The sequence below is a fragment of the Niastella sp. OAS944 genome (assembly GCA_024809215.1).
GTDB lineage: Bacteria > Bacteroidota > Bacteroidia > Chitinophagales > Chitinophagaceae > Niastella.
Window position 1 is genome coordinate 418,489 of sequence record JANUBW010000005.1, and the last position, 25,669, is coordinate 444,157.

The following is a 25,669-nucleotide window of genomic DNA, read 5'->3' on the forward strand; positions in this document are numbered from 1 at the left end:
GTATTCATTAGCACAATCACATTAGCTAATTATCACATTAACCTTTACATCCTTTGGAACTAATCACCACGGTTCCATCAATCACTTCATACGTTGCATTAATGATCTTACAAATGATGCGCAGCTTTTCATAAAACGGCTCATTGCCCAGCGAGGCCGAAATGGTGCAGGAAGCCAGTACTTCATCGTCGAGCAGCATGGGTACACCATACGCCGACTGTAAAGTCTTGAACACCTCAGTGGCGGGGGTATCGTCAAAATCAAAATTGTAAGTGGTTTGGTTTGCCAGCGCCGGTTTTTCGACCAGCGATTTATTCATTTGCGCATTCAAAATATCATAGATCACCTGTTGGTTGGGCGTTACCACCATTCCTTTTAAAGTAGTGGAACCGGCATCGGTACTGGTAAAGTTCTCACGTTTGAAAACAGATACTTTTCCTGTTTTCACCACCACACTGGCAGTTTCGGCTTTTGTATTTGCCTTTACATAAAAGCTGGTGCCTAATACTTTTGTTACAATGGTTTGGGTGTATACTATAAAAGGGCGCTCAGGGTTCCGGGTTATATTGAAAAAGGCATTGCCTTCAAGATAAACTTCTCTTTTGCCCGAAGAGAAATTGGCAGCATACGTAAGGCGGCTATTCTTTTCCAGTACTACTTCGCTTCCATCACTTAATACAATATGTTGCTCCGCATCTGAATTGTTATTGTACTCAAAGCTTTTATGTTCTGTTTCCTGCATAAATGCTTTATAGGCATTGTTGTTTGAGGCAGGCAATGCTTTGTTCGAGAAGTACCAGTAAATACCGGCTATCATCAACAAACAGGCGGCCATGCCCGCCACATAACGCGTACGATAAAAAAGAGGGATACCTTTCGAACCTTGCTGCTTACCGTCGTCGTTCCAGGTCTCCAGGTATCCGGGTTCTTCATTTGCGTACAATGGCGGATTTAAGGACAATATCTTTTCCTGAATACGATCTGCTTCGCTATTTATTTCCTGGCTGGTTAACCTGTTGTTGTTTTGCGTTAGGGCTTCTATAATACCCTTGGCGGTGGCCACCCATTCGAGGCGGGCAGAGTTTTGGTCAATCCATTGGCTAAAGAAAGTGGCAGCGTCTTCATCTTTGTCAATGATCCATTTCCTGAACAACTCGCTGGCCAGTAAATCGTCTATGCTATTGAATTCCTGCTCTTTCATGTGTATAGGTTAAAAAGCTATCTCTTTCTAACCTATACACATGGATTAGGAATATCTACTGTAGTATTTGAAACTTTTTTTAAAAAATCTCAAAAACCAAGCGCCAAGAACCAAAAAATAAATCTCAAATTCCAAGTTCCAAGAACCAAATAAATTCCAAGCTCCAAATCTCAAATTCCAAAAGCCTGCTAAAAAGCTTTTGGGATTTGTTTGGCTTTTGAGATTTTGTATTAATTATTTGGATCTTGTGATTTGCAATTTGGAATTTCCAGTTACAACTGGCTTAAAACCAACAACAAAATTGATATAGCAACAGTAGGCTTAAAGTATTGCCCCGTGCTGTTTCGCAGTTTATTAAGGGCGTCGTGCAAGAGGTTGTATACCGACTGACGGTTTAGTTGCATAATGTCGGCAATGTCGGCGGGGCTGGCATTGAGATAGAAGCGTAAGTAAATGATCTCCTGTTGGCGTTTAGAGAGCTGAAGAATGCATTGTTTTATTTTATAGGCAAGGGCTGTTTTTTGTTCCTGCTGAATGATCTGATCATCGGGCGTGGCGCAGGTATCGGTAAAGTCAAGAAAACCAATTCCCTCTGTGTTGTTGGTTTTAAAAAGGGCCCTTTCTAACCGGCGGCGTAAAGCCTTCATCAGGTAATGTTCTACCGAAGCAGTTTCATTTATGGCATGCCGCCGTTGCCAGATGTACAGGAACATATCCTGTATGCAATCCTTCACCTGCGATGCATCGCGGGTAAATTTACAGCCATATTGATAAAGTAAATTGTAATGTCTTTTAACGAGCGCATCAAGCGCCAGGTGGTCACCGGGCAGCATATGTATCCACAGTTCTTCACTGGTAAATTCGGAATATCTCATTATGGCAGCAGATCGTTGGTTGGGTTATCGGGAACAGTCGTTAATTTTTCCGATAACTAAAATAGGAAAAGATTTTAATTTTATGTAAACGATTACAATCCTTTTTTTATAAGCACTATTCCTTGAGAGATCAACTTGCTTTCTTTTTCAATAATTTAAAGCAGGCGCCCTGGGCATCGGGATTGTCTTCCAGCATAGGATGTAGCTGATTCCAGGTGGTTACAATATGGTTGCTGTCTTTATGCAGGCTGAACAAAACATCGCCGGGTTTAAAATCATGCGACCCGTCGAGGTATTTGTTATAAACAACATCCACGCGCGACGAATCGCCCGACAGCGTGGTGAGTAATTTTATATAAGTTGTAAGTCCGGTTATTTCCAATGTACCAAAACAGGTATCGTTCTTTTGTTCCTTAGAAACCGTTAACTCCCACTCCATGATCTTATTGATGCCGGTAGCAGTGGGCACCGGATCTTCATGAAAAGCATAATCCCCTACCCAGTCAGAGCAATGAACAAAGGTGTTTGTCTTTGAACAGGAGTACAGCAAAATGATAAGTAAGCATACAGGTACGCTAATACGTAGCACTATTTTCATAGAAACAGTTTCTAATTTAATTCCAGATTTAATCTTGTTGCCTTTCTGATCACAGCTAATAGCTGTAACTATTCACCCAATACGGTGGTAGAGGTTATTGCCCAGGGGGCTGTCAGATTATTGAAAGGATTGGAGCAATTGTGTTGTTCGGGCAGCAAGTTCATAATTTCCGGGATAACTGAGCGGTGGTTTTCGTTGTTGTGAATAAAAAAACAGACCAACGTACCGATACTTTCGATTTTTAGACACCAAGACAATTGCAATAAAGCATGATATATATCATAAAATAATCCATTTGAAAAATGCAAGCGGAAACGTTTCCGTAAATAAAATGTATAATATATATAAAACTCGCTTAAAATTACTGTCTTGCTTTAATACCTCAACAAAACTATTGCTATGCGTAATGCCAAACTAACGATTGCCTTGTTGGTAATGAGCTGGTGTACTGTTGCGTTTGCACAAAACAAACAGTTTACCGGAAAAGTTACCAATCCACAACAAAATCCCCTGGCGGGTGTCACTGTTCAGATCAAGAATAGTAAAACGGTTACAGCTACAGCCAGCGATGGCTCATTCACTATTTCAGCACCCGGCGATAAAGTGGTGCTTGTATTTTCCTCTGTTGGTTTTGAAAAAAAAGAACTGCTGGCCACGGCCGGTGTTCCTGTTGAATTACAGCTAAAAGAAGAAGCACAAGGACTTTCTGACGTTGTTGTAGTTGGGTATGGCACCCAGCGAAAAACAGAATTAACTGGCGCCGTATCATCCATACGCAGTGAAAAGCTGCGCGAAATGCCTGTTGTAAGTGTTGAACAGGCCGTATCGGGCCGGCTGGCGGGTGTACAGGTGCAACAAACATCCGGACAACCGGGCGCTGGCATCAGCGTACGTGTTCGTGGTGTTTCGTCTATAGCCGGCGGTAATGAGCCGTTATATGTTATAGATGGATTACCGCAGTTCAATGATGATGTACGCGGCGCAAACGGGTTGGCTACCATCAACCCGTCTGACATAGAATCTATTGAAGTACTGAAAGATGCTTCTGCCACCGCCATCTATGGTTCACGCGGCGCCAATGGCGTTGTAATGATAACTACGCGATCGGGCCGGGCGGGGCAATCGCGCATTGTATTTGAAAGCTCAGCCGGTGTTCAAAAAATACGTAAGAAACTGGAGCTGATGAATGCCGAGGAGTATGTTGATTTTGCAAAAAGATATTATACTAACTCCGGGATTGGTTTTCCTGCCGCACTTGCCAACTGGACGCCGGGTATTGATACCGACTGGCAGGATGAAGTTTTTCGCACAGGATTACTTAACAACAACAACCTAAGCATTTCCGGTGGAAATGAGAAAACGCGTTACTATATCTCTACCGGTTTTACTACTCAACAGGGTATTGTACGTAACAGTGGTTACAAACGGGGATCTCTTCGTTTGAATTTCGACAGTAAAGTGAGTGACCGCTTTTCCATACAGTCACGCATGACCGTTTCGCGTGCCGTACAAAATGGCTTCTCCCCTTCTGTTGGCGACAATACCCGCAATTTTGGCAAATCCGGTATCGGCTCAATAATGCGTGCAGTGCCTACCGCACCTATAAAGAATGACGATGGCACGTATGCAGATGTAACTCCCTTTACCTTTAACGGTATAGATGCGGAGAATCCGGTAGCCATGGCCGATGAAGTACTTGACCGCAACGCCACTACCCGCGTACAGGGTGGTGTTGACTTTAAGACAATTATAATAAAAGGTTTAACGAACACTACGCGGCTGTCGGGGGATTTTTATCATATTCGCCGCGACCTGTATTTTCCACGCATCTTACCACGTTTGGGTAACAATATTGGTTCAGCAGAGCTGGGCAATTACGATAAAACTTCCTTACTGGCCGAAGACTTTCTGGAATACAAATACAACCTTTCGCCTCTATCATATATAGAAGCTATTGGCGGGGTATCTCTTCAAAAAGAAAGACTTAACACCATCGATCTGGCTGCCGCCGGTTTTGGCACCGATCAGTTAAAGAATTATAATTTCAACTCGGCCAACTCGGTAAGCAAACCGCTTACTAACGTAATAGAAAACACGATAGTGAGTGCTTTTGCCCGCGTTCGGCTGAACCTGAAAGATAAATACATGTTTGCCGCAAGCATTCGGCGTGATGGCGCTTCGGTATTTGCCGAAAATAACAAGTACGGTGTATTCCCTTCCGTATCGGCGGCCTGGCGCATTTCAGAAGAAGCGTTTCTTCAAGATGTTTCCTGGCTATCGAGCCTGAAGCTGCGCGCCAGCTGGGGACAAGCGGGCAACCCGGCCATTAAACCATATCAGTCATTACTGCTAGGGCAAACCGTAAATACCGGTCAGGGTGCGGGAACAGGTTTATCAGTTGGGTTAGCGCCTACTTTCCCCAACCCCAACCTGAAATGGGAAACCACCGCCCAAACCGATGTTGGGTTTGACGCCAGTTTCCTAAACGATAAGATCCGCCTCACGTTTGATTATTATGTGAAGAAAACAACCGATCTGCTGGCACTGGTGCAATTACCGCCAACCGCAGGTGTTGGTGCCGGTATTGGTTCGGGCCCCGGACAAATCATCGACAACGTTGGTGAAGTGCAGAACAAAGGCTGGGAATTTACCCTGGGTACCAACCTGGTGAACAATAGCGACTGGACAGTAGCTATAGACGTGAACCTTTCGCAAAACAAGAACAAAGTAACCAAAACAAAAGACGGGAAAGATATACCAACCATTGCCGGCGGCAACGATGCCTCTGGCTCAAACAGTATCATTCGCCCCGGGGAACCGCTGTCGGCCTTTTACGGACCTAAATTTATTGGTTTAGATAAAGACGGATATGCCTTATATGAAAACCTGAATGGCGATAAAGATAACAATGGCCGCGACGTTATAAATGCAACAGACAACCAGATCATAGGCAGTCCCTACCCCGACCTGTACTATGGTATTAACCCAACCATCAGGTATAAACGGTTTACTTTATCATCGGTATGGGCCGGTGTTAGCGGGTCTAAGATAAATAATGCCGGTTTGTTTGACCTAACCTCGCCTACGGTTGAGAATCAGTTCAATAAACTTAAAGTAGCGAATGATTTTTATCCAAGGCCAGAAACCAAAGTGGCATTATATCATTTCCGCAGCGATCGCTATATGGAGAATGGTTCGTTCTTCAGACTGCGTAACATTCGGTTGGATTATAACATAGAGTTGAAAAGCAAAACCATCAAGAATCTGAATGTATATGTAAGCGCACAGAACCTGCTCACCTTTACCGATTATTCAGGTTACGACCCCGAAGTAAACACCTTTAATGGCAATGATAGAAGACAGGGTGTTGACTTAGGATCATATCCTTCTGCTAAGACATACAATTTTGGTTTGGGAATAACCTTTTAAAAGCATCAACTATGAAATTTAAAATATTATATATCCTTCTTGCAGTTACAATAGTAACAAGTTGCAAGAAGCTATTGGAAGAAGAGCCCAAAGCAACAGCTACGTTGGGCGAACTTGATCCTACAACACTCGATCAAACAGTAATTGGGGTGTATGAGCCGCTCACCCGCAGCCGTGGCCGGCTATGGGAATCAACTGTGGGGCTTGGGCTTGAGCTGATGAGTGAATATGCCGACGGCGGTTCAACCCAATCAAACTGGAGTAATTACAATAATGTAATGAACCAGCCCAACAGCTTTGCACAAAGCTGGACAACCCTGTACGAGGCTATTGGCCGCGCCAATAATTTAATATTTAATCTGAATAAAAATACCACGCTCAGCGATGCGGTTAAAAAGAAAGCATACGGCGAAGCTTATTTCGTACGGGGCTATTGTTATTATTTTGCCGTTCGGGTATGGGGTAAGGTACCATTGAGATTACAACCCATTGTAAACACCAATGATGTAGCGCTGGCGCTTTCACCCGTGAACGTTATTTATGATTCCGTTATTGCCGACCTTAAGTATGCCGAAACAGCACTGCCCAATACCACCACTTCACCGGGCCGGGCAACGGCAGGAGCCGCCAAAACAGCACTGGCAGATGTTTATCTTACCCTGGGCCAGTATACAAACGCCCGCGATAAGGCCAAAGAAGTGATGGATAAAAAGGCTACCTATGGTTACGACCTGGAGCCTTCCCTGGCAACCGTTTATTCGCCTACGTTAGCTACTAACAAAGAAGATGTATTTTCTTTAAAGTTCTCGCAGATCGTTGATAAGGGCGCCTTCATGGCCTCCTACTGGGCCGACTCAAGAGCCAAGGCAGCCGGTTATTCAGTAAGCGGCAATAAATTCGGCGGCATTATTTCCATTGCGCCGTTGATAAAAAACTGGGACGATAACGACCTGCGTAAAAAGTTCAGTACTTACAGCAGTTATTTGATCAATGGCGTCGTAACCGCTGCTGAAATAGAAAATGATATATATGATCTGCGTATGGGTAAATACAAAGACCCCGATGCACCTATTGACACCGGTAATGGCAACGACTTTTACCTGTACCGTTTTGCCGATGTATTATTGATCTTTGCAGAAGCAGAAAACAAAGTAAACGGCCCCACTGATGCTGCATACAATGCCATTAACCAGGTACGCCGGCGTGCTTATGGTGTGCCCATCAATACACCCAGTGCAACAGCCGATCTTCCGGCAGGTTTAAGCGGCGCCGCATTTGACGATATGGTGTTTCGTGAAAGAGGATATGAATTTATTGGCGAATGCAAACGCTGGTTCGATATGGTTAGAACCAATCGCGTTGCCCAAACCATCACTGGCGTTAATGCAGTGATCAAAATCCCTAGTCGCAAACCGGTGCCTAGTAAGTTTATATTTGGTTTGCCAGATGTTGAATTACAAAACAACCCGCTTGCTAATTAATAGGTTTATGAAGTAAGAGGTAAGAAGTAAGAGGTACGAAGTTCGCGAGCTTCATACCTCCTACTTCATACTTCATTTACTTATGCACACAAAGGTATCTCTACAATAAAAATAATCGCATCATTCGACAACGCCTCCCACTCAACCGCATCCGCTTCCCACAAGGCCAATCCATCTCTTGGGTGCAACAGGCGGTACTGCACTTCAAATGCGCCCTGAATAACAAAAGCAAACAAACCATTTCCGGTATTGCTTAACTGGTACAACGATTCTTGGCGACCGGCATATTTGCCAATGCCGTATTTAAACGGCGTATTACTCACCGGAACGGGCACCAGCTTGTTCTTACTATTAATAATATCGAACGGTATCAATTGGGGGGAACGCAGTACATCACATTTCTTATAAAACCACAACTGCAAAAAATTCACCAGCTCATTATCGTAAGGATTTCCAATATGAATAACCGTGTCTTTGGGCGCAGTATACACCTGGCATTCACCCGCTTCAATGATATTTGAATTACCCATACTGTCTTTATAGGTAATGGCACCCACCACCGGCACCAATACGATCTCAGTATCGGCCTCAATGGTAAGTGAAATGCTTTTGCCACCAGCCAGTGTATCATCATTCAAAACATACAACGGCCCAAACGGCGTTTTATGTTCACGCTGAAATTGTCCGAAGTTAAAGGTGTTATAACTTCTAAACCATTCCACTTCATTATGGCCGCGTTCATCGGCCAGGAAGATCTTTCCTTTGTTCTGTTGTACCATTATGTTCGGGTGATTTTAATGAGTAGATGCTTACAAAGGGCGGCAGGGTAAAAAGATCGGTCAACACTTCACCATTCATGGTATTGCCGGGAACGGATAGCAATAACTGATTGTTAATGGTATCGTGCCAAACCAGGTGATCGGTAAAGAAATTGATGGCAACCTGGTGTTTGGTCTTGTCCTTTATATCGGAGTTGATAATTTCGAAACGGTAATTATTAAAGGGCAGGAACAACCGGCCCAGGTTATTGACCAGGTCGGGCACTATACCCTTTAATTGTTGCAAATACCCAATGACGGCGGCGCTCACTAAAAAATGCAATCTCTCTGCCGCCGGCATATGGGTTATTATGTCGCTGAACGCAGAAAACTTCTTTTCGTGATTATAGAGCTGCGACTGCATCAGGAACTCGGTATAGCTATCTTCAAATACCAGCTTCTCCCAGGGCTTTGTCGATTGTACATCGATCAGTTTTCTATAACATAACCTGATGGTCCCTTTTTGCATAGTTGGTTTTTCAACGAGTGTTTTTATAATATTTTACGCAGCTACATTAATTGTATGGGTCAAAGTATACCCGCCCGACAAACTTCCGGTAACTGTACTCAATTCAATGCCAGCCGAATCATCACTGAAAACATTGTCAGAAGCATTATAAGTATAACCACTCATTCCTTTTGTATAACCATAGGCGGTGCCACCGCTGCCATTTACGGTTGCCACAGCAGAGCTGCTTCCTTCGGGAAAGGAGATCTGTGTTACCAGCAGGCTGGTGCCCGATGCATTGTAAATGTGAACATGAATATGCGTTGCGCGGCCGCTGTACCAGCCGGGGAAAATGGAAGTAAAAGTAACCAGTCCGGCAGAGTCGGTGGTTTGACGGCCACGTAAAAAATGCACCGAGGTGTAATTGGTCGATTGCATACCGGTACCGCCATATTCGGAATAATTGCCATCCTTATCGCAATGCCAAATATCAACTATGGCGCCTGACAAAGCAGCACAACTGTTATTCTTATTTTTGATATTGATTTTGATCGTAAATGCCACGCCTGTTCTATCGTCTCTTATATCTGACCTTACGTATGAACTGGGCGATTTTGTAGGGAACGGGCCTTCCGTTTCTGTAGGCGATACCGTACAGGAGCCGGATGAGGAACCGCCTGAATCAGTGTCGGTATCCGTTGAATCTGTTTCTTTTTTACAGCCATTGGCCAATGGAGCAATAGCGGCAAGACCGAGTGCGGCTAATCCGTGTTTCAGAAAATGCTTTCTTTCCATAGTTAATTATTTTTTTATCCAGCGTGATCAATGTTTGTCTGACCGTATTTCGCTGTAAAGTTTAATCGGTATCCGCGCCAGAATGGCGGTCCATCGGTGAAAAAGGAAATTGTATCGATGAATTAGGGCCCCTATCTTTGCACCACCATGTCGCTGTTTATTGCATCGTTGAATTCGGGATCTAATGGAAACTGTTATTATGTGGGCAACGACCAGGAGGCCATCCTGGTAGATGCCGGCATCTCGTGCCGTGAAACTGAACGGCGGATGCACCGGCTGGGGCTTTCGATGCAAAACGTAAAAGCCATTTTTGTTTCGCACGAGCATACCGATCATATCAGCGGCATTCCGGTTCTGGCAAAAAAATACCAACTCCCCGTTTACATCACCGAAGCCACCCGTTACCACGGAAATTTAAGTATACAGCAGGAACAGTTATTTTCCTTTAAGGCGTATGAACCGGTGCAGATCGGCAACCTGGCCATTCAGGCCTTCCCTAAATTTCATGATGCCGCCGAGCCGCATAGTTTTATCGTTAATGGAAACAATGTGAACATAGGCGTGTTTACCGACATTGGCGCCGCCTGTGATCATCTTATTATGCATTTTAAACATTGCCATGCCGCATTCCTGGAAGCTAATTACGATGAAGAGATGTTGGAGAAAGGCAGCTATCTCCGGCATTTAAAAAATCGCATCCGGGGCGGGCATGGACATCTTTCAAACAAACAGGCGCTGGATATTTTTACCCAACACAAACCAGCGTATATGAGCCATCTGTTCCTTTCACATCTGTCGAGAGACAATAACTCTCCGCAACTGGTACAACAACTGTTCAATGAGCACGCCGGTGCAACACAGATCATTGTAGCTTCACGTTTTGAAGAAACCGCCGTGTATCATGTACAGGCTGCACAGGGTGCCACACCGGTAAGCCTTCCACAAAAAGCATTCATAGAAGTTAAGATCAAGCCTTCGTACACCCAATTGCGTTTATGGTAACTGGTGATTTTTGCGCACTCACCCGTTTGAGGTATAGGAAATTTGAACCTACGCAACACCGTTGAAGTAGATATACCGCGCCGGCGCGGTACAAATTGCGTAATGTTACGCATATAGTTTGAGTCGCTTACAATTGATGATTATATATATACCACTAAAAGAGTATTGTACATAAACACAGCGTCTTTATTTTTGTATCATCAAATCTATAGTTAACGAAAGATGATCGCCAAAATTCATCCCCACGAAAACCCATCTGTATAATCCCTGGTAGTAAATTCTGGTAGTACCTGTTTCTGCCTGGCATGGCCAGCAGCGTTGTTTTCTATTTAAACATTCAAAACGTATCACCCATGAAAGGATCATTTACACAATTGATTCTGCTGCTATTACTATGTCCTTACTTTTCTTCCGCCCAGGAAGTTTCACCCACGGTTATAAACGCAACAGGTGGTTCGGCCACCAGTGGTTATTACCGGTTCGACTGGAGTGTGGGCGAAATGTGCCTCATTGATAGCTATTTGAAACCCAATTGTATATTATTGGAAAATGGCTTTTTGCATCCGGGAATAGAAAAGGGGCATGCGCCCAAAAGCAATGATTTTTTTGCCACCGGCGACATTATGATCTTTCCCAATCCTGTTTTCACTTTTACTGAGTTGAATTTGAACCTGCCAACACCGGGGCGTGTATGTATCCGGTTAATGAATATATTAGGCAAGCTGGTTGAAACAAGGCAGTTCGACTACAATGGTGTAAGCCGTATTGAAAAGATCGATCTGCAACGTTATCCCGCGGGAACTTATATGCTGCAAATATCGTTGGTTCCCACCGACCCATCATCGCCTGAACGAAAAGGCACCTATAAACTCATTCATATAACCCGCTAGAATATCTTCATCACCATCATTCTCAACTGAAAATACGGAACAATGAAATCAATATTTACAACATTACTGTTGTGTGTTACTTCTATTGCCATAACCCGGGCACAAGCCCCGGCGGCTATCAATTATCAGGGTATAGCCAGAAACCCCGGAGGCAATGCGCTTCCGTTCAAAAACATCAAACTACGTTTAACCATACATGAAGGCACCGCAAACGGGCTTACCGTATATAGTGAAACCCGGGCATTAAGCACCAATGGATTTGGATTGTTCACGGTAGCTATTGGCAGCGCAGGCGGCACCAATATCGTTGGCAATATGGCTACGGTAAACTGGGGCAGCGGTAGTAAATATTTGCAGGTAGAAATTGATCCCAATGGCGGAAATAGCTTTACCGATATGGGCGCCAGCCAGTTGTTATCGGTACCCTATGCATTATTTGCGGCATCGGCCCCTCCCGGCGGTAATGCCGGCGGCGACTTAACAGGTACCTTCCCCAACCCAACCATTGCCAATGGAAAGGTAACGGCCGATAAGATCGCCAACGGCACTATCACTGCAAATAAACTGGCTGCAGGAGTAATACCAACATCGTTGCCGCCAAATGGCGCGGCCGGTGGCGACCTGGGTGGCACGTATCCCAACCCAAGTGTGGTTGCATTACAAAGTAAACCGGTGGCCAATACTGCACCAGTGGCCGGTCAGGTACTTAAGTTCGACGGCACCAACTGGGCGCCAGGGGCCGACAATACCGGCGGCGGTGGAAGCTTCAGCCTGCCCTTTGCTACTACAGTGAATGAGGCAGGAACAGTATTCTCCATTACAAACGATGGTGATGGCACTTCACTGGAAGGAGTGAATAACACAACTACTTCAAACATCAGCTCTGTTCGCGGTATTGTATCAAGCACATCACCCGGTGGTTTTTCATCGGGCATTCGTGGTATCAATAACGGTACCGGCGGCCTGGGTGTTGGTGTATATGGCTCGCAAAACGGAAGTGGCTGGGGCGTATACGGTGTAACACCCAATGGTCTTGGTGTATATGGAAATGCATCGGCCAACGGCTTTGGTGTTTATGCAAACAGTAATACGGGTACCGGTTTACAGGCCACCAGCAACAATGGCCTGCCTGCCAGCTTCAACATTTTTAATAATGCCAATAACAACAATGTGATCAGCGCCAGTTCGGTTGGCAATGGTACTGTAGTTAATATAACCACTACAGGCAATGGTGCAGGCGTTCGCAGCAGTACCGGCGCCGGTTTTGGCGTGCATGGTATTTCTGCAGCACAAACATCAGCAGGTGTTGTGGGCGACAATAACGGCGGCGGTGAAGCCGTGGTAGGTAGAACCACCAGCGATATTGCCGGCGCAGTGGTTGGCAGAAACGATGGCGGCGGTTATGGCGTACGTGGTTTTATTGCTACCAATGCTTCAGGTACAGCTGTTGGCGTATTAGGGCAGGTTGGCCTTAACAACAGTACAGGCCGGGCAGGAAGATTTGAAAATTACAACAACACCAATACCACGGGCAATACACTTGAAGTAGAAACAAATGGCAATGGAAATATTCCCGATAATACCCAGGGCAACGCAGCCTCCTTCCTTGTAAACAATACAAATAGTGTAGCTGCCGCCGTAAGAGGTGAAGTAAAGACCATCTTTGGCAACTTTGGTGCAGCAGGCATTTTTGGTAAGTCGAGCGGCACCGGTGGTTTTGCCGGTTTGTTCCATGCCTCCAATACATCGGGCAATGGCCCTGCATTGGTGGCTATTACCGATGGCAATGGAAATGCCTTTACAGCCAATGCCAGTAAAGATGGTAATGGCGTTGAAACAAATATCGATGGCGCAGGTAATGCATTATATGCCTGGGTGCCCTCTTTTGCTACCGGACGCGCCGGCCGCTTCAATATATACAATGAATCAAACACCAGCGATGCCATAACGGTTACCACTGTGGGTAATGGAATTGCCGGTAATTTTAAAGTAGATAAAGTTACAGGCACTTCAGCAGCAGTGCGGGGCGAAGTGAACAGCCAGTTCGCCAATTTTGGAACCGCGGGTATATATGGTATTTCTTCAGGCACAGGCGGCTTTGCAGGTTTATTTCACGCCAGTAATCCTGCGGGCAACGGTCCGGCCCTTATAGCTATTGCCGAAGGAAATGGCAATGGCATAACAGCTAACGCATCTAACACCGGCGATGGTGTAGAAACTACTGCCGATGGTACAGGTAGCGCCATTTATGCATGGGTGCCCAACTTTGGCCAGGGCCGCGCTGCACGTTTCGTGAATTATAATACGGCGAATATCAACCCCGTGCTTACCGCTGAACAACATAGCAATGGCAGCATCGCCGTTTTTAGATCAGGTAATCCTGGTACTGTAAACGTTGCCCGTATCAATTCGGCAGGAAGAGGTTTCTTTAATGGCGGTACACAAAACAGCGGCGCCGATGTGGCCGAGGTCTTTGACGTTGAAGGAAGCATTAATAATTATGAACCTGGCGATGTACTGGTGATATCGCTCGATAAAGATAGAGCTGTTGCCAAATCGGGCGAGCCTTACTCTACCCTGGTGCTGGGCGTATACGCTACCAAACCAGGCGTGTTGCTTACAGAGGAACACATTGACAGCGACCTCAGCAATAAAGCGCCCATGGGTGTTATAGGCGTAATACCAACCAAAGTATGTACCGAAGGCGGCGCTATTCAAAAAGGCGACCTGCTTGTCACCTCATCAACACCCGGTGTGGCTATGAAAGCCAACCCCGATAAAGTAAAACCCGGCCAGGTAATTGGCAAAGCCCTCGACAATTACAATGCAGCCGGCATTAGCAAAATAAAAGTATTCGTGAACTGTAAATAAAAAACAATGAAAACAACTATCATACGCTCATACACCCTGCTGGTAATTGCCATTGGCATCAGCAGTATAGTAAACGCACAAACAGAGAACACCGGCGAACGGCTAATAACCCAGCTAAAGAATGGAACGGCGCCCGGCTTGCTGTTCAGCAATGAAAGAGTTGCGCCTGCACCTTTGCTTAATAAAAAGCTTAACACAAAAGAAGGACTAGTAACCCAGATAAGGAAGGGAACGGCTGCCGGCATGCAGTTTAAACAAGGTGGTGGTGGAAGCGCGCCGGTTGCAGCACGTATTGCAACAGCTGCGCCAACGCAACCGCTGGCAAGCGAACAAAAGCCTGCGGCAGAAAAAGCTACAGCAACATCAATAGTGTTGCCAAAGCAAGAGTGATGTGATGTGTTAGTTAACGAGTTGACAAGTTAACGAGTTGACGAGGCAAATTGCCTCTCTATTAAAAAAGAGCGTGTTTCCCAATGGAGGCATGCTCTTTTTAATGGTTTGTAACAAGAGTTGGTGAAAAAGAGCAAAAAAGGGCATTTTTTAGCAGATGAGAACGGCCTTTATGTCGCTTTTTTCGCTAATTGCCCGCAAACAGACATAACACAATTATATTTATATAATTTAATGAATTGCATATTGTTAATGAAATTATAAAACCAAAAGCTATGTTAAAGCGCCGCTTAGAGATACAGCCAACAATGTTTAGTTTTGCGGCTGGATAACGAATGAAGAAATTCCTGGTAACCATATTAGCCCTTGTATACCTCACAAGCACTTTTGGTGCTACTGTACGGCTTGATTGTTGCCTCGAAAAACTGGTTTCCGTTGCCCTGGGCACAACCACTCACGAAGACCTTTGGAGTGAGGAGAAAGAAAATTGCAAAGACGATCACAAGCAATCAAGATTAGGTCATGAACAAAAACGCAACGATGCTAAAATAAGAATTGCTAAATTTGTTCCATCATCCTTCACGCCGGGTTTCGCCGAATATTCATTTCACGCTGTATCTACATTAACAGAAGCGTACCCTGTTAACAATGCACCTCCGCAACAGGCAAAAATTCCATTGTTCATCCTTCATTGTGTACACCGTATCTAATAGTTTCACCGTACCTACCCCTTTACGGGTTGATTAATACATACCAGCATTTACTATTTGCAAAACTTCACAAGCAGCAAACCATTGGTTTGTCCTGAACGGCTATAATCAACAGTAACATCACTATTAAAAAATAAGATCATGAGAACGATGTATATGGCATTATCATTTATGGTAATTGGAATGGCAGTGAATGCACAAAGCGGCGTTTATCTTACACTTGATGATTTTGAGAACAACAGGCTTACTTATGCCACCAATGATGGGTTGGATGAAAACAAAATCCGGTTCAATGAATTTATCAAAAAGCCATTTTTAATAGTTAAACACAATGGAGAAAAGATCCATGTTTTTAAAGATGAGATCTATGCCTATAAGAACAAAGGCAATATTGTAAGGACCTGGAATTTCACCCAGTATAACTTCCTGGAAAAAGGAGCTATCTGGATCTATTATAAAGACGTGTATACGTCGTTACCCAAAGGAACGCAACGGGTACGGAAATACTACTTCTCCACCTACGGCAAAGGCGAAATACAGCCATTGACCGTGTACAATTTGAAGAATGCATTTCCGGAAAATGACCTGTTCCATATTTACCTGGATGCGCAGTTCCGTAACGATGGTGAGTTGGCTCACTACGACAATTACGCCAACAAGTTTAAAGTGAATCATCTTTTAGAGAAAGCCAATACAGGGCTATCTAAAAGGTAAGGGAAATGAAAAACCAAATATAGATTGTGCACATTAGGGTACATCACAAAGCCCTCCCGATGCACCGGGAGGGCTTTTTATTGGTATTTTAGGCTACGCTATTTACAGTTTTGGCTAACTATGAAAGCTGCATACCTGAATTTTGCTTAAAAATCTAAAAACACCATTGCCTAAGTAAGGTAACTTCAACCGTCATTCACATCTCTTGAAAAACGCCAGTATCTTCTCTGGGTTGGGCATATAACCTGAACTGCATTTTGCTTTTCCACCTTTAATAATAATGTAATAGGGCTGTGTTGCGGCTGCAAATTTATCTACTTCGTACAGCATATTCTTTTTACCTATAGTGAGCGATTCTTTGTCATTGGCAATAAGCTTGTCGTCGACATAAAGTACGATTGTTTTATACTTCTTCAAATACTCAACAACTTGTTCATTCTTTAAGTTCTTACCACTAAGCAACCGGTTTCCCCAGTTTACCCAGGTATCAAAGATCAATAGAATATCTTTTTTACCGGTTTTAATAAAACTGTCCACCTCTTCAGGCGCTACATTTATATGCGCATCAAGGCAAACGGAATCCCGGTCGTCAATTGCGTAGTACGTACAATTTTCTTTTAAGTTGGTCTGACCGAAAGTGACATTAGTGAGAGCGATCAGTAACAGGTGGCAACAGAATGGTTTCATAACGTTTGAGTTGAGGTGCGCAAAAAAATCATAGTGCTTCCAATTTTGCGGACAGTGTCCGCAAAACTTGACAGGTATTTCTTTTATAACACTTCAAACTTCAAAATTGACTAAACAAACGGGGTTGCATTTACAATATTTTGATTTTGGTTAAGTTAGGTTATGGATACGCCTTTTATTTGCATCTAACTATAAACCCTTATGCGTTTAATTATTGTGCCCTTAATATTTGCTATCTGCTGCATGCCCAAATACAAAAAGTGCAACTGTGAATCAAAGGATGAATCACAAAAAGCATTATTGACAGAGACGTTATCCGGCTGCAGAATAAAATATACAACGACACGGCAAGATGGTGTACGATCGTTCTTGATACCGCCTTTAACCGGAAATTTTCAGTGAGAATAAGTAATCGTAATAGCGATACCAACACTCTTAAAGCTATAAGTGAAATATCAGTCAATAATGATTTAGTATTAAGCTCCTTAAGCATAATACATACTAAATATTTCCCTCAGGATTTTATATTATGTACATCAAAAATTAAAAGCTCAATCATGATTTGGATTTTTTAACTCGCTCATTTAGCCTCCAAATCAACCTCAAAGATCCCAAATGTATTATGATCAGTATCTAAAAAATATCCCTGCCAGCATCTTCCTGGTACTGCAAATTTTGGCAAAGCAATTGAGCCGCCACTTTTTAATATCAAGACAGCCGTATTATCAAAACTTTCAACCTGCATGGAACTAACAAAAGCATTGGCGCCACATTCTGCCGGCGGGGCTGCTGCCGGACGTTTTAAAAGTCCACCATGCATGCCATTGGTCTCAATTCTATAGTATTCTATGGGTGCGTTTTCGTCCTTAATGAACTTCCATGTAAATACTTCTTCATAAAATTTGATCTCACGTGCCGGGTTCGATGACTGAATTTCAAAATAACCTGGTGTATTCATATGACTTTTATTATTATACATTAATATTGCTATTATTGTTTTTCCCGCAATAAACATTCCTTCCCAACATTATCCCATGAATTTATATCGTTGCAAGCTTACATTAGGTCATTGCAAGCTTGCAATGGTCATTGTCTGTCATGCAATGACCATTGCAAACCAACAATGGACCATTGCAGCGTGAAATTGCATCATTGCAGGTTGCATTTGAGCGTTGAGCCACATGCAATGATAATATATCAGCCTGCAACAAGTGAAATAACAATTAAAATGGACAAAATTTCAACCTGTGATAATGAAATTTGAAGCAACAATAACCTCGTAGCAAGCTAACAACGTTCATAATTCATTCAGCAACGATACCATTGCAACCAACAACGATCCATTGCAGGCATGCAACGATCAAATTGCAGCCACGCCCTGTTTAGCAAAACGTTTTTGTTCCATTCAACAAACAAAAACGGCCAAAGGAACCATCATTCCTTCAGCCGTTAACCTTTCAACCTATAATTACTGCGTTATCTGTTCTGTATCATTTGGGATAATTTGGATCGGCCTTTACTTCAATGATCTGTTGCGTATGCCGGTTTGAGTGCGCCGCTGTAAACAATATAAGCTGATAACTATCAAGCATACCAAGTGGCGTTGTGGCCACGTGATTGCGCAGGTCGTCGCTGGTCGACTTTATATATTCCATCAGCTTATCGCGTTGTTTTTTAAATGCCTCAAATGCTTCATCGGCATCTTTGAAGCTGCTATTCTCCGGCATTAATTTTTCCGACGTTTTTACTTTATTGGTACGGTCTTCAATTTTTTGTACCAACTGCTCGTCTGTCACTTTTATTTCGCTGCGTTTATCGGGGTTGGCCGTAGCTTTAATTGCACCGTCCATCATCTCCCAGAACATGTTTTCGCTAACAGCAATATGCTTTACACATTCTTCAATGCTCCACCTGTCGGGGGCCGGCTTAAACTTTAATTGCGCTTCAGATAACCCTTTGAGTTGGTCTTTTAGGTCTTTTTCAGTGTCCTTTAGCAGTTTGGCTGCATAATTCCGTTCTTTCTTTGAAATAGGATCAACAACCAAAAAGGACAACGTCATGATGGCTGCCGCCATTAAAAACAGTTTTTTCATTTGCAAGCTTTTTGAAGTTAATAATGCGGGGTACTGTTTTATAGAGCGGGATAATTTTGAGACCATAAAATTAAGAATATTTTTAATAAGTATTATCAGGGAAATAGGGTATTTCGTCCGCCTTACGGTTATCTTATTTTAACTAATACATATCGGCAATTAGCCAGTTGGCATAACCGAAACATTGTTGATGCTCAATTTCAGTTATATATAAATTTTCCTACCGCGCTTGCGGTGCTAATTATTTATATTTGTTAAGCCCAGCCATATGAACTACAAGGTATTTGACGATGCGATACTTTTAAAACTACTCAAAGCAGGCGACGGATCGGCTTTGGAGGAAATTTATGTGCGTTATAGTGAGATGGTATTTCTTGCTGCACTTAAAAAAGTAAAATCCAAAGCCATTGCCGAAGAACTGGTGCAAAACCTCTTTATCAGCTTATGGGTAAAGCGGGAAACAGCACAAATTCAACACCTGCCTTCCTATCTTCAATCGGCCGTTCGTTACCAGGTTATAGATTATATTCGCGCCCAACTTATTCGCGAACGATACTACCAATCGGCTAAAGAACAAATGGCCGTTCAGGAAAACCTCTCCGAATCAAGACTGCTTCTGCACGAACTGTCTATTGCCATCGATAATACCATCAAGAAATTGCCTCAAAAAACACAGGAGATCTTTCGCCTGAGCCGTTATGAAAAGCGTTCCACCAAAGAGATCGCCCAACACATGAACCTATCTGAAAAAGCCGTTGAATACCATGTTACCCAGTCCCTTAAATTTATGCGGCTGCATTTGAAAGATTTTATTATTGTAGAACTGTTACTGCTTAATCTTTAAGTACGGTTGTCAATTTAACAAACCCTTCCTGCCATGAAATATAAAAGACTAACTGTTGCTGCCTGCTTATTCATTACATTTTATATTTCCAGTTGTAAACAGAATAACCTTCCCGCCAGCATCGCTTATCCCCAGCCGGCGCCGGATACCCTGCCGCAGGTATTTTTACCAGGCATTGTATCAAAAGATACGCTTGACTTTAATTCTACGTTTTCTGCCGATGGCAAAACCTTTTACTTCTCCCGTTCGCATAACCGCAAATATGTGATCTTTGAAACTACTTATATAAATAATAAGTGGCAGGAACCTGTCATTAGCCCCTTATTCGATACGCTTTACTCCAATACCGATCCCTTTATTGCGCCCGACAGTGCACTTTATTTTATCTCAAACCGGCCTAAAGACAAAAACGACACTACCGCCGATTATGACATTTACCGGCTGGCAAAGCAGCCCAATGGATATGGCGCCCCGGAATACCTTACCGGCGTCAATAGCGACAGCACCGAATATTATGTATCGGTTTCCCGCCCGGGCAACGTATACTTTTCCTCCTATCGCGAAGGCAACCTCGATCTGTTCATGAGCCGCAAAACAGGCGCCGGCTATGAAAAACCGGTTAACCTGGGCCCTGTTATCAATACAACGTACGACGAGCACGACCCGCTGATAGCGCCCGATGAATCATTCCTCGTATTTCCCTCCAACCGGCCCGGCGGCTTTGGGGAAGCCGATCTGTATATCTCGCACCAGGTAAATGGTCAATGGCAACAACCCGTTGCGTTAAACCATGGCATTAATACAAAACGCTACGAATACTGCCCATACCTTACTCCCGATGGTAAGTATTTCTTTTTTAGCAGTGAGTATCAGGTAAAATGGATCTCCGCTGATGTCTTAAAAAGATAATTTCTGCATTCATTTAGGGTATACGTTTTCTCAACCGACTATTTATTAACTCTGCCCGCAGAGACAAACAAAACTACATGAATCGAAAGGCCTTTTATCATTTGCTGAAACGGTATGTGGAGAATGATTGCACTGAGGAAGAGCGTAAACTGGTTGAACAATGGTATGAATTGCTGGGCGATGAAGAAGGCATGGACCCTGCCCTTCCAGCCGAAGAGATTAAGGATTCGCTGGAGCGCCTATGGCCCAAAATTCAACAACATACACTGGTTGCAGAAACCGGCAAACAGGTATCGGGGCCCGCGAGGATCATTCCGGTATGGGTACGCTGGCTTAGCGCTGCTGTTATAGGCGGCGGTATTATTATAATGGCCTGGTGGCGCCTAAGCAGTAATGAACGTCTTACTGTGCCTAAACAGGAAAACATGGCCGGTTTGCACCAAATTAAAAACGACAAGCTTTTTAACGATACAGTAACCCTGCCCGATGGCTCGCTGGTGATATTGGAGCCTAAGGCAATTGTGCGGTACAACGATCGGTTCACCGGCCCTAAACGTGAAGTATATCTGGAGGGAAACGCGTTCTTTAAAGTTACCCGTAACACGCGGTCACCCTTTTATGTATATAGCAAGAATATTGTAGCCCAGGTGCTGGGCACCAGCTTTTTTGTAAAAGCCAATCCACTCACCAGTAATGTAGAAGTGGCGGTGCAAACCGGTAAAGTGGCCGTGTATGAATATGGAAACGAAACAGTGCAGGAAAGAAAAAACGACGAATCGAGCGGGGTGATACTGAAACCAAACCAGCGGGTGATCTATAACGATACAGACCATCACTTCAGAACAACGCTGGTTGACATTCCTTTGCCGGTGATTGCCGAAAAGAATGCAGAGGAAAGAATAACGGAACTGAATTTTGTGTTTGATGAAACACCCATGGCCCGCGTTTTGCGATACCTCGAACAGGCCTACCATATAGAAATGGTACTCGATAATGAAAGCCTGGCGAAATGCCTTTTCACGGGCGATATAAAAGGGCAAAACCTGTACGATCAGTTAGAGATCATTTGTGAATCGGTACAGGCTACATATGAAATAAGAGGCACAAAGATCCTGATCAAAGGCTCAGGTTGCGAATAACATTTTAAAAAACATCCAAAACGATTGTCGCATGAGAATACAACTATTCATCACGTAGTCCCGCGCACGGGATAAATTATCACAACCTTTACTATTGAATGAGCGCTGAGCATTAGTGAATTTCCGGAATATCGGGAATCGGGCATTTATTGCTTTCACGTTTCCCGTTTGCCGTTTCACGATTTACCTCAATGATCGTTCTCCATTATTAACAATAATCTATTTATGAAAAATAAGAGATTCATTGGAGTTACCGCTATTGCCTTACGGGTAGTATTTCTGCAATTATTACTTATCCTTGTCGTAAATACCCACGCCTATTTCAATACTGCAGAAGCGCAGGGTATTCTCGATAAAGTGGTTACTGTATCTGTCGATAAAGGACAGCTAAAAGATGTATTCAATCTGCTAAAAAATCAAACGGGTGCACGTTTTGTTTACAGTTCAAAGACCATTGAAGCCGGCCGCAAAGTTTCAATAAAAGCCATGCAAAAAAAGCTGAGCGAGGTGCTGGAAGAACTGCTTACCCCCTTTGGTATTTCATTTAAACTGGTAAAAGACCGGATAATTTTATACAAGCAGGGCTCATCTGCGCTGGCCGAACCTCCCGGCCTTAATGTATTGACCGTAAAGGTTGATGATGCCGCCTTACAGGAAATAAAGGGTCAGGTTACCGACGACAAAGGTAATCCACTGCCAGGTGTAAGTGTTGTGGTAAAAGGTACTGCTACCGGAACCAATACCGATATGAATGGCAACTTTACCCTCAATGTTCCTGAGGGTAGTTCCGTTCTCATTGTTTCGTCGGTGGGTTTTAAAACACAGGAAGTGAATGTTGCGGGAAAAACAACCATTACAATAGCGATGGCAGCCGGCAGTACCGGGCAGCTGGGTGAAATTGTGGTAGTTGGTTACGGCACACAAAAGAAAGTAACGGTAACCGGTGCGGTTGCCCAGGTAAAAGGTACCGAACTGGCCAAGTCGCCTTCGGTGAATTTGTCGAACGCACTGGCCGGCCGCTTACCAGGCGTTACTACCATTCAATCGAGCGGCGAACCTGGTTACGACGGTTCTACCATTCGCATCCGTGGCTCCAATACACCTAACAACAGTGGTGCGTTAATAGTTATTGACGGTGTGCCCGACAGGGCCGGTGGCCTCGAACGCTTGAACCCGGCCGATATTGAAAGCATGTCGATATTAAAAGATGCAGCCGCCGCCATTTATGGTTCGCGCGCTGCAAATGGCGTTATTCTTATTACCACAAAAAGAGGTAAAACCGGCAAACCGCAATTGTCGTATGATTTTAACCAGGGTTGGGCGCAACCAACGCGTATACCCGAAATGAGCGATGCCGTTGAATATGCAACAATAGTAAATGAGCTCACGCTATTTGATCTGCCAGCCGATCAATGGTCGGCAGCTTCGAACGCATTTAAACAGAACGGAACCTACACCCGCACCGATAATGGTGTAAAGGTAGATGCTCCTTTCTCCCCCACCGATTTCAATAAATACCGCGATGGTTCCGATGCCTGGGGCCATCCCAATACCGATTGGTTTGCCACCACGCTAAAAAACTGGTCGCCCCAGCAAAGCCACAATGTGCAGGTTTCGGGCGGCAACGATAATGTAAAATACCTGGCTTCGCTTGGTTATGATAATCAGGATGGCTATTATAAAAACTCGGCTACCGGTTACAAACAATATGATATGCGCCTGAACCTCGATGCCAAAGTGAACAAATATATCAGCACCAACCTGGGGTTAACGGCCCGCGAAGAATACCGGTTCTTCCCTACTGTTGGCGCACAGCCTATATTCCGCATGCTTATGCGCGGTAAACCTACAGAACAGGAAGTGTGGCCCAATGGCTTACCGGGGCCCGACATTGAAAATGGGCAGAACCCTATTGTGATCACAACCAATCAAACCGGTTATGATAAAGACCGGCGCGATTATTTTCAAACAAATGGCAGAATAGATGTGCAGGTGCCCTTTGTAGAAGGGTTGAAAATTGCAGGGTTTGCAGCGGTTGATAAATATTTCAAACGTACCAAACGCTGGGAAACACCCTGGTACCTCTACTTCTGGGATAAGGCAACCTATGAGCCCGATGGCGTTACGCCCAAACTAACCAAGTCGGTGCGCTCAACCTTTACCGATGCACGGCTTACAGAATCGCTCGAAGATCAACTGAACATCAACCTGTCGGGCTTTATAAATTATGACCGCACATTCGGTTCGCATACACTTAACCTGATGGCAGCAGTTACCCGCGAAACCATCGGTAACCAGAACTTCAATTCATTCCGGCGCAATTATATTTCATCGGCTATAGACCAGTTGTTTGCCGGTGGCGATCAGCAAAAAGATAATAATGGCAGCGCGTACAACCGGGCAAGGTTAAGCTATTTCGGACGCGCCAATTATAACTTTAAAGAAAAGTACCTGCTCGAGTTCCTGTGGCGTTATGATGGTTCCTACATCTTCCCCGAAAACGATCGCTTTGGTTTCTTCCCCGGCGTATTACTTGGCTGGCGCATATCTGAAGAAAAATTCTTTAAACCGGTTAGCTTTATCGACAACCTGAAAATACGTGCTTCCTGGGGACAAATGGGGAATGATAATATCATTTTTAACGATGTGCTGCAGGAATATCGGTTCCTGTCTACCTATGGTTTCAACACGTACATAGCCGGCGGCAATGTTGTAAAAACGCTTACCGAAACCGGGCTGCCCAATCCGGGTTATACCTGGGAAGTAGCAAACAATTCAAATGCAGGGTTAGAAGGTTCTGCCCTCAACAATCGCATCACTTTTGAACTGGATGTATTCAATAACATCCGTACCAAGATCCTGATGCAAAACACGGCCGTGGTGCCGGCTTCGGCTGGTGTTACCTTACCACCCGAAAACCTGGGCAAGGTGAGCAACAAAGGATTTGAATTCACAGTTGGTTATAACGATAATTTTGGCGATCTGCGTTTTAGCGTAAGCGTGAATGGCGGCTATGCCCGTAATAAGGTGATCAATTTGCCCGAAACTCCTGGCCTGAAACCATATCAGTTATCAAAGGGCAAAACTTTTGGCACCAATGGCGCCGCATTTCTCACTTATGAATATGATGGCGTGTTCGTTGATCAGAACGATATTGACAAGAACACGATCGATTATAGTGCAGCTACCGGCAAATTGTTACCGGGCGATATGAAAATAAAAGACATCGATGGTAATGGAAAGATCGATGCCGACGACCGCACCCGGCTTGAAAAGAACCGCGATCCCTGGTTTACCGGTGGGGTGAATTTCAATTTGCAGTACAAGAATTTTGATTGTACCATTCTGTTCCAGGGAGCTTCGGGCGGTTTACTGTTCTTTGGCACCGAATCGGGCACCATTGGCAACTTCCTTAAATATTCCTACGACCATCGCTGGACGGTTGACAACCCCAGCACCGTTGATCCCCGCCTGGTGAACCGGGGCAACACCTATTTTGCCGGCGGCGCATTTGGTTTAAATACTTACTGGCTGCGCAAAAGCAATTACCTGCGTTTAAAGAATATCGAGTTCGGGTATAACCTGCCATCGAAGCTCGGCCAGAAAGCAGGCATTACCAATCTTCGGTTGTATGCCAATGGTATTAACCTCATCACGTTTGATAAAATGAAGATCTGGGACCCAGAATCAACCAGTGGCAACGGCCAGTACTACCCGCAATCAAGAATACTGAATGTAGGGGCAAGAGTATCATTCTAATAATATTAAAAATACT

At 44.2% G+C, this 25,669-nt stretch carries 21 protein-coding genes; 12 read left to right on the forward strand and 9 right to left on the reverse strand.

The features are described 5' to 3' along the window. Positions 1 to 37 precede the first annotated feature (37 nt). The 3 genes from GGD38_RS22410 to GGD38_RS22420 form a co-directional block, all read right to left on the reverse strand. Complete coding sequence (locus GGD38_RS22410; protein ID WP_375301438.1) at positions 38 to 1,201, reverse strand: FecR family protein; 1,164 nt, start codon at positions 1,199 to 1,201, stop codon at positions 38 to 40. Between the two features lie 272 nt (positions 1,202 to 1,473). Next, positions 1,474 to 2,076 (reverse strand): RNA polymerase sigma factor, encoded by a 603-nt coding sequence (locus tag GGD38_RS22415; protein ID WP_375301439.1) that lies wholly within the window; start codon positions 2,074 to 2,076, stop codon positions 1,474 to 1,476. A 130-nt stretch (positions 2,077 to 2,206) separates the two neighbouring features. Next, positions 2,207 to 2,674, reverse strand: coding sequence for a DUF5991 domain-containing protein (locus tag GGD38_RS22420; RefSeq protein ID WP_375301440.1), 468 nt, complete (start codon positions 2,672 to 2,674; stop codon positions 2,207 to 2,209). Between the two features lie 399 nt (positions 2,675 to 3,073). Here GGD38_RS22420 and GGD38_RS22425 point away from each other — a divergent pair, with 399 nt between their 5' ends. After that, positions 3,074 to 6,103 (forward strand): SusC/RagA family TonB-linked outer membrane protein, encoded by a 3,030-nt coding sequence (locus GGD38_RS22425; RefSeq protein ID WP_375301441.1) that lies wholly within the window; start codon positions 3,074 to 3,076, stop codon positions 6,101 to 6,103. 11 nt (positions 6,104 to 6,114) lie between these two features. Beyond that, entirely contained in the window at positions 6,115 to 7,584 is a 1,470-nt protein-coding gene (locus GGD38_RS22430; RefSeq protein WP_375301442.1) for a RagB/SusD family nutrient uptake outer membrane protein, read from the forward strand. A gap of 80 nt (positions 7,585 to 7,664) precedes the next feature. On the opposite strand, the gene GGD38_RS22435 is transcribed toward GGD38_RS22430, so the two are convergent. From GGD38_RS22435 to GGD38_RS22445, 3 genes are read right to left on the reverse strand one after another with little or no spacing between them, the layout of a single operon-like run. Further along, complete coding sequence (locus GGD38_RS22435) at positions 7,665 to 8,363, reverse strand: pirin family protein (protein ID WP_375301443.1); 699 nt, start codon at positions 8,361 to 8,363, stop codon at positions 7,665 to 7,667. Next, positions 8,323 to 8,871: a hypothetical protein gene (locus GGD38_RS22440; RefSeq protein WP_375301444.1), complete on the reverse strand. Its 549-nt coding sequence runs from the start codon at positions 8,869 to 8,871 to the stop codon at positions 8,323 to 8,325. The genes GGD38_RS22435 and GGD38_RS22440 overlap by 41 nt, the downstream gene beginning before the upstream one ends. Before the next feature lie 33 nt (positions 8,872 to 8,904). Further along, positions 8,905 to 9,645, reverse strand: coding sequence for an intradiol ring-cleavage dioxygenase (locus GGD38_RS22445; protein WP_375301445.1), 741 nt, complete (start codon positions 9,643 to 9,645; stop codon positions 8,905 to 8,907). Positions 9,646 to 9,792: 147 nt separating this feature from the next. Here GGD38_RS22445 and GGD38_RS22450 point away from each other — a divergent pair, with 147 nt between their 5' ends. The 6 genes from GGD38_RS22450 to GGD38_RS22475 all read left to right on the forward strand — a co-directional run bounded on the left by GGD38_RS22450 (position 9,793) and on the right by GGD38_RS22475 (position 16,222). Continuing rightward, positions 9,793 to 10,647 (forward strand): MBL fold metallo-hydrolase, encoded by an 855-nt coding sequence (locus tag GGD38_RS22450; RefSeq protein WP_375301446.1) that lies wholly within the window; start codon positions 9,793 to 9,795, stop codon positions 10,645 to 10,647. A gap of 353 nt (positions 10,648 to 11,000) precedes the next feature. Beyond that, entirely contained in the window at positions 11,001 to 11,537 is a 537-nt protein-coding gene (locus GGD38_RS22455) for a T9SS type A sorting domain-containing protein (RefSeq protein ID WP_375301447.1), read from the forward strand. Between the two features lie 42 nt (positions 11,538 to 11,579). Then, positions 11,580 to 14,408: a beta strand repeat-containing protein gene (locus GGD38_RS22460; protein WP_375301448.1), complete on the forward strand. Its 2,829-nt coding sequence runs from the start codon at positions 11,580 to 11,582 to the stop codon at positions 14,406 to 14,408. A gap of 6 nt (positions 14,409 to 14,414) precedes the next feature. Beyond that, complete coding sequence (locus tag GGD38_RS22465) at positions 14,415 to 14,798, forward strand: hypothetical protein (RefSeq protein WP_375301449.1); 384 nt, start codon at positions 14,415 to 14,417, stop codon at positions 14,796 to 14,798. Positions 14,799 to 15,133: 335 nt separating this feature from the next. Then, complete coding sequence (locus GGD38_RS22470) at positions 15,134 to 15,508, forward strand: hypothetical protein (protein WP_375301450.1); 375 nt, start codon at positions 15,134 to 15,136, stop codon at positions 15,506 to 15,508. Between the two features lie 141 nt (positions 15,509 to 15,649). Then, entirely contained in the window at positions 15,650 to 16,222 is a 573-nt protein-coding gene (locus GGD38_RS22475; protein WP_375301451.1) for a hypothetical protein, read from the forward strand. Between the two features lie 192 nt (positions 16,223 to 16,414). Here GGD38_RS22475 and GGD38_RS22480 read toward each other — a convergent pair whose 3' ends face one another. The 3 genes from GGD38_RS22480 to GGD38_RS22490 all read right to left on the reverse strand — a co-directional run bounded on the left by GGD38_RS22480 (position 16,415) and on the right by GGD38_RS22490 (position 19,002). After that, positions 16,415 to 16,909: a hypothetical protein gene (locus tag GGD38_RS22480; protein WP_375301452.1), complete on the reverse strand. Its 495-nt coding sequence runs from the start codon at positions 16,907 to 16,909 to the stop codon at positions 16,415 to 16,417. Positions 16,910 to 17,489: 580 nt separating this feature from the next. Then, positions 17,490 to 17,867: a VOC family protein gene (locus GGD38_RS22485; RefSeq protein ID WP_375301453.1), complete on the reverse strand. Its 378-nt coding sequence runs from the start codon at positions 17,865 to 17,867 to the stop codon at positions 17,490 to 17,492. 532 nt (positions 17,868 to 18,399) lie between these two features. Next, the gene (locus tag GGD38_RS22490) at positions 18,400 to 19,002 is read right to left on the reverse strand and encodes a DinB family protein (RefSeq protein WP_375301454.1); all 603 of its coding nucleotides are present in this window, start codon (positions 19,000 to 19,002) and stop codon (positions 18,400 to 18,402) included. 268 nt (positions 19,003 to 19,270) lie between these two features. Here GGD38_RS22490 and GGD38_RS22495 point away from each other — a divergent pair, with 268 nt between their 5' ends. The 4 genes from GGD38_RS22495 to GGD38_RS22510 all read left to right on the forward strand — a co-directional run bounded on the left by GGD38_RS22495 (position 19,271) and on the right by GGD38_RS22510 (position 25,653). Then, on the forward strand, positions 19,271 to 19,846 hold the full coding sequence (locus GGD38_RS22495) for a sigma-70 family RNA polymerase sigma factor (protein WP_375301455.1): 576 nt from the start codon (positions 19,271 to 19,273) through the stop codon (positions 19,844 to 19,846). Positions 19,847 to 19,879: 33 nt separating this feature from the next. Then, complete coding sequence (locus GGD38_RS22500; protein WP_375301456.1) at positions 19,880 to 20,755, forward strand: hypothetical protein; 876 nt, start codon at positions 19,880 to 19,882, stop codon at positions 20,753 to 20,755. Between the two features lie 77 nt (positions 20,756 to 20,832). Beyond that, positions 20,833 to 21,894, forward strand: coding sequence for a FecR family protein (locus GGD38_RS22505; protein WP_375301457.1), 1,062 nt, complete (start codon positions 20,833 to 20,835; stop codon positions 21,892 to 21,894). Between the two features lie 225 nt (positions 21,895 to 22,119). Next, positions 22,120 to 25,653 (forward strand): TonB-dependent receptor, encoded by a 3,534-nt coding sequence (locus GGD38_RS22510; RefSeq protein WP_375301458.1) that lies wholly within the window; start codon positions 22,120 to 22,122, stop codon positions 25,651 to 25,653. Positions 25,654 to 25,669 lie beyond the last annotated feature (16 nt).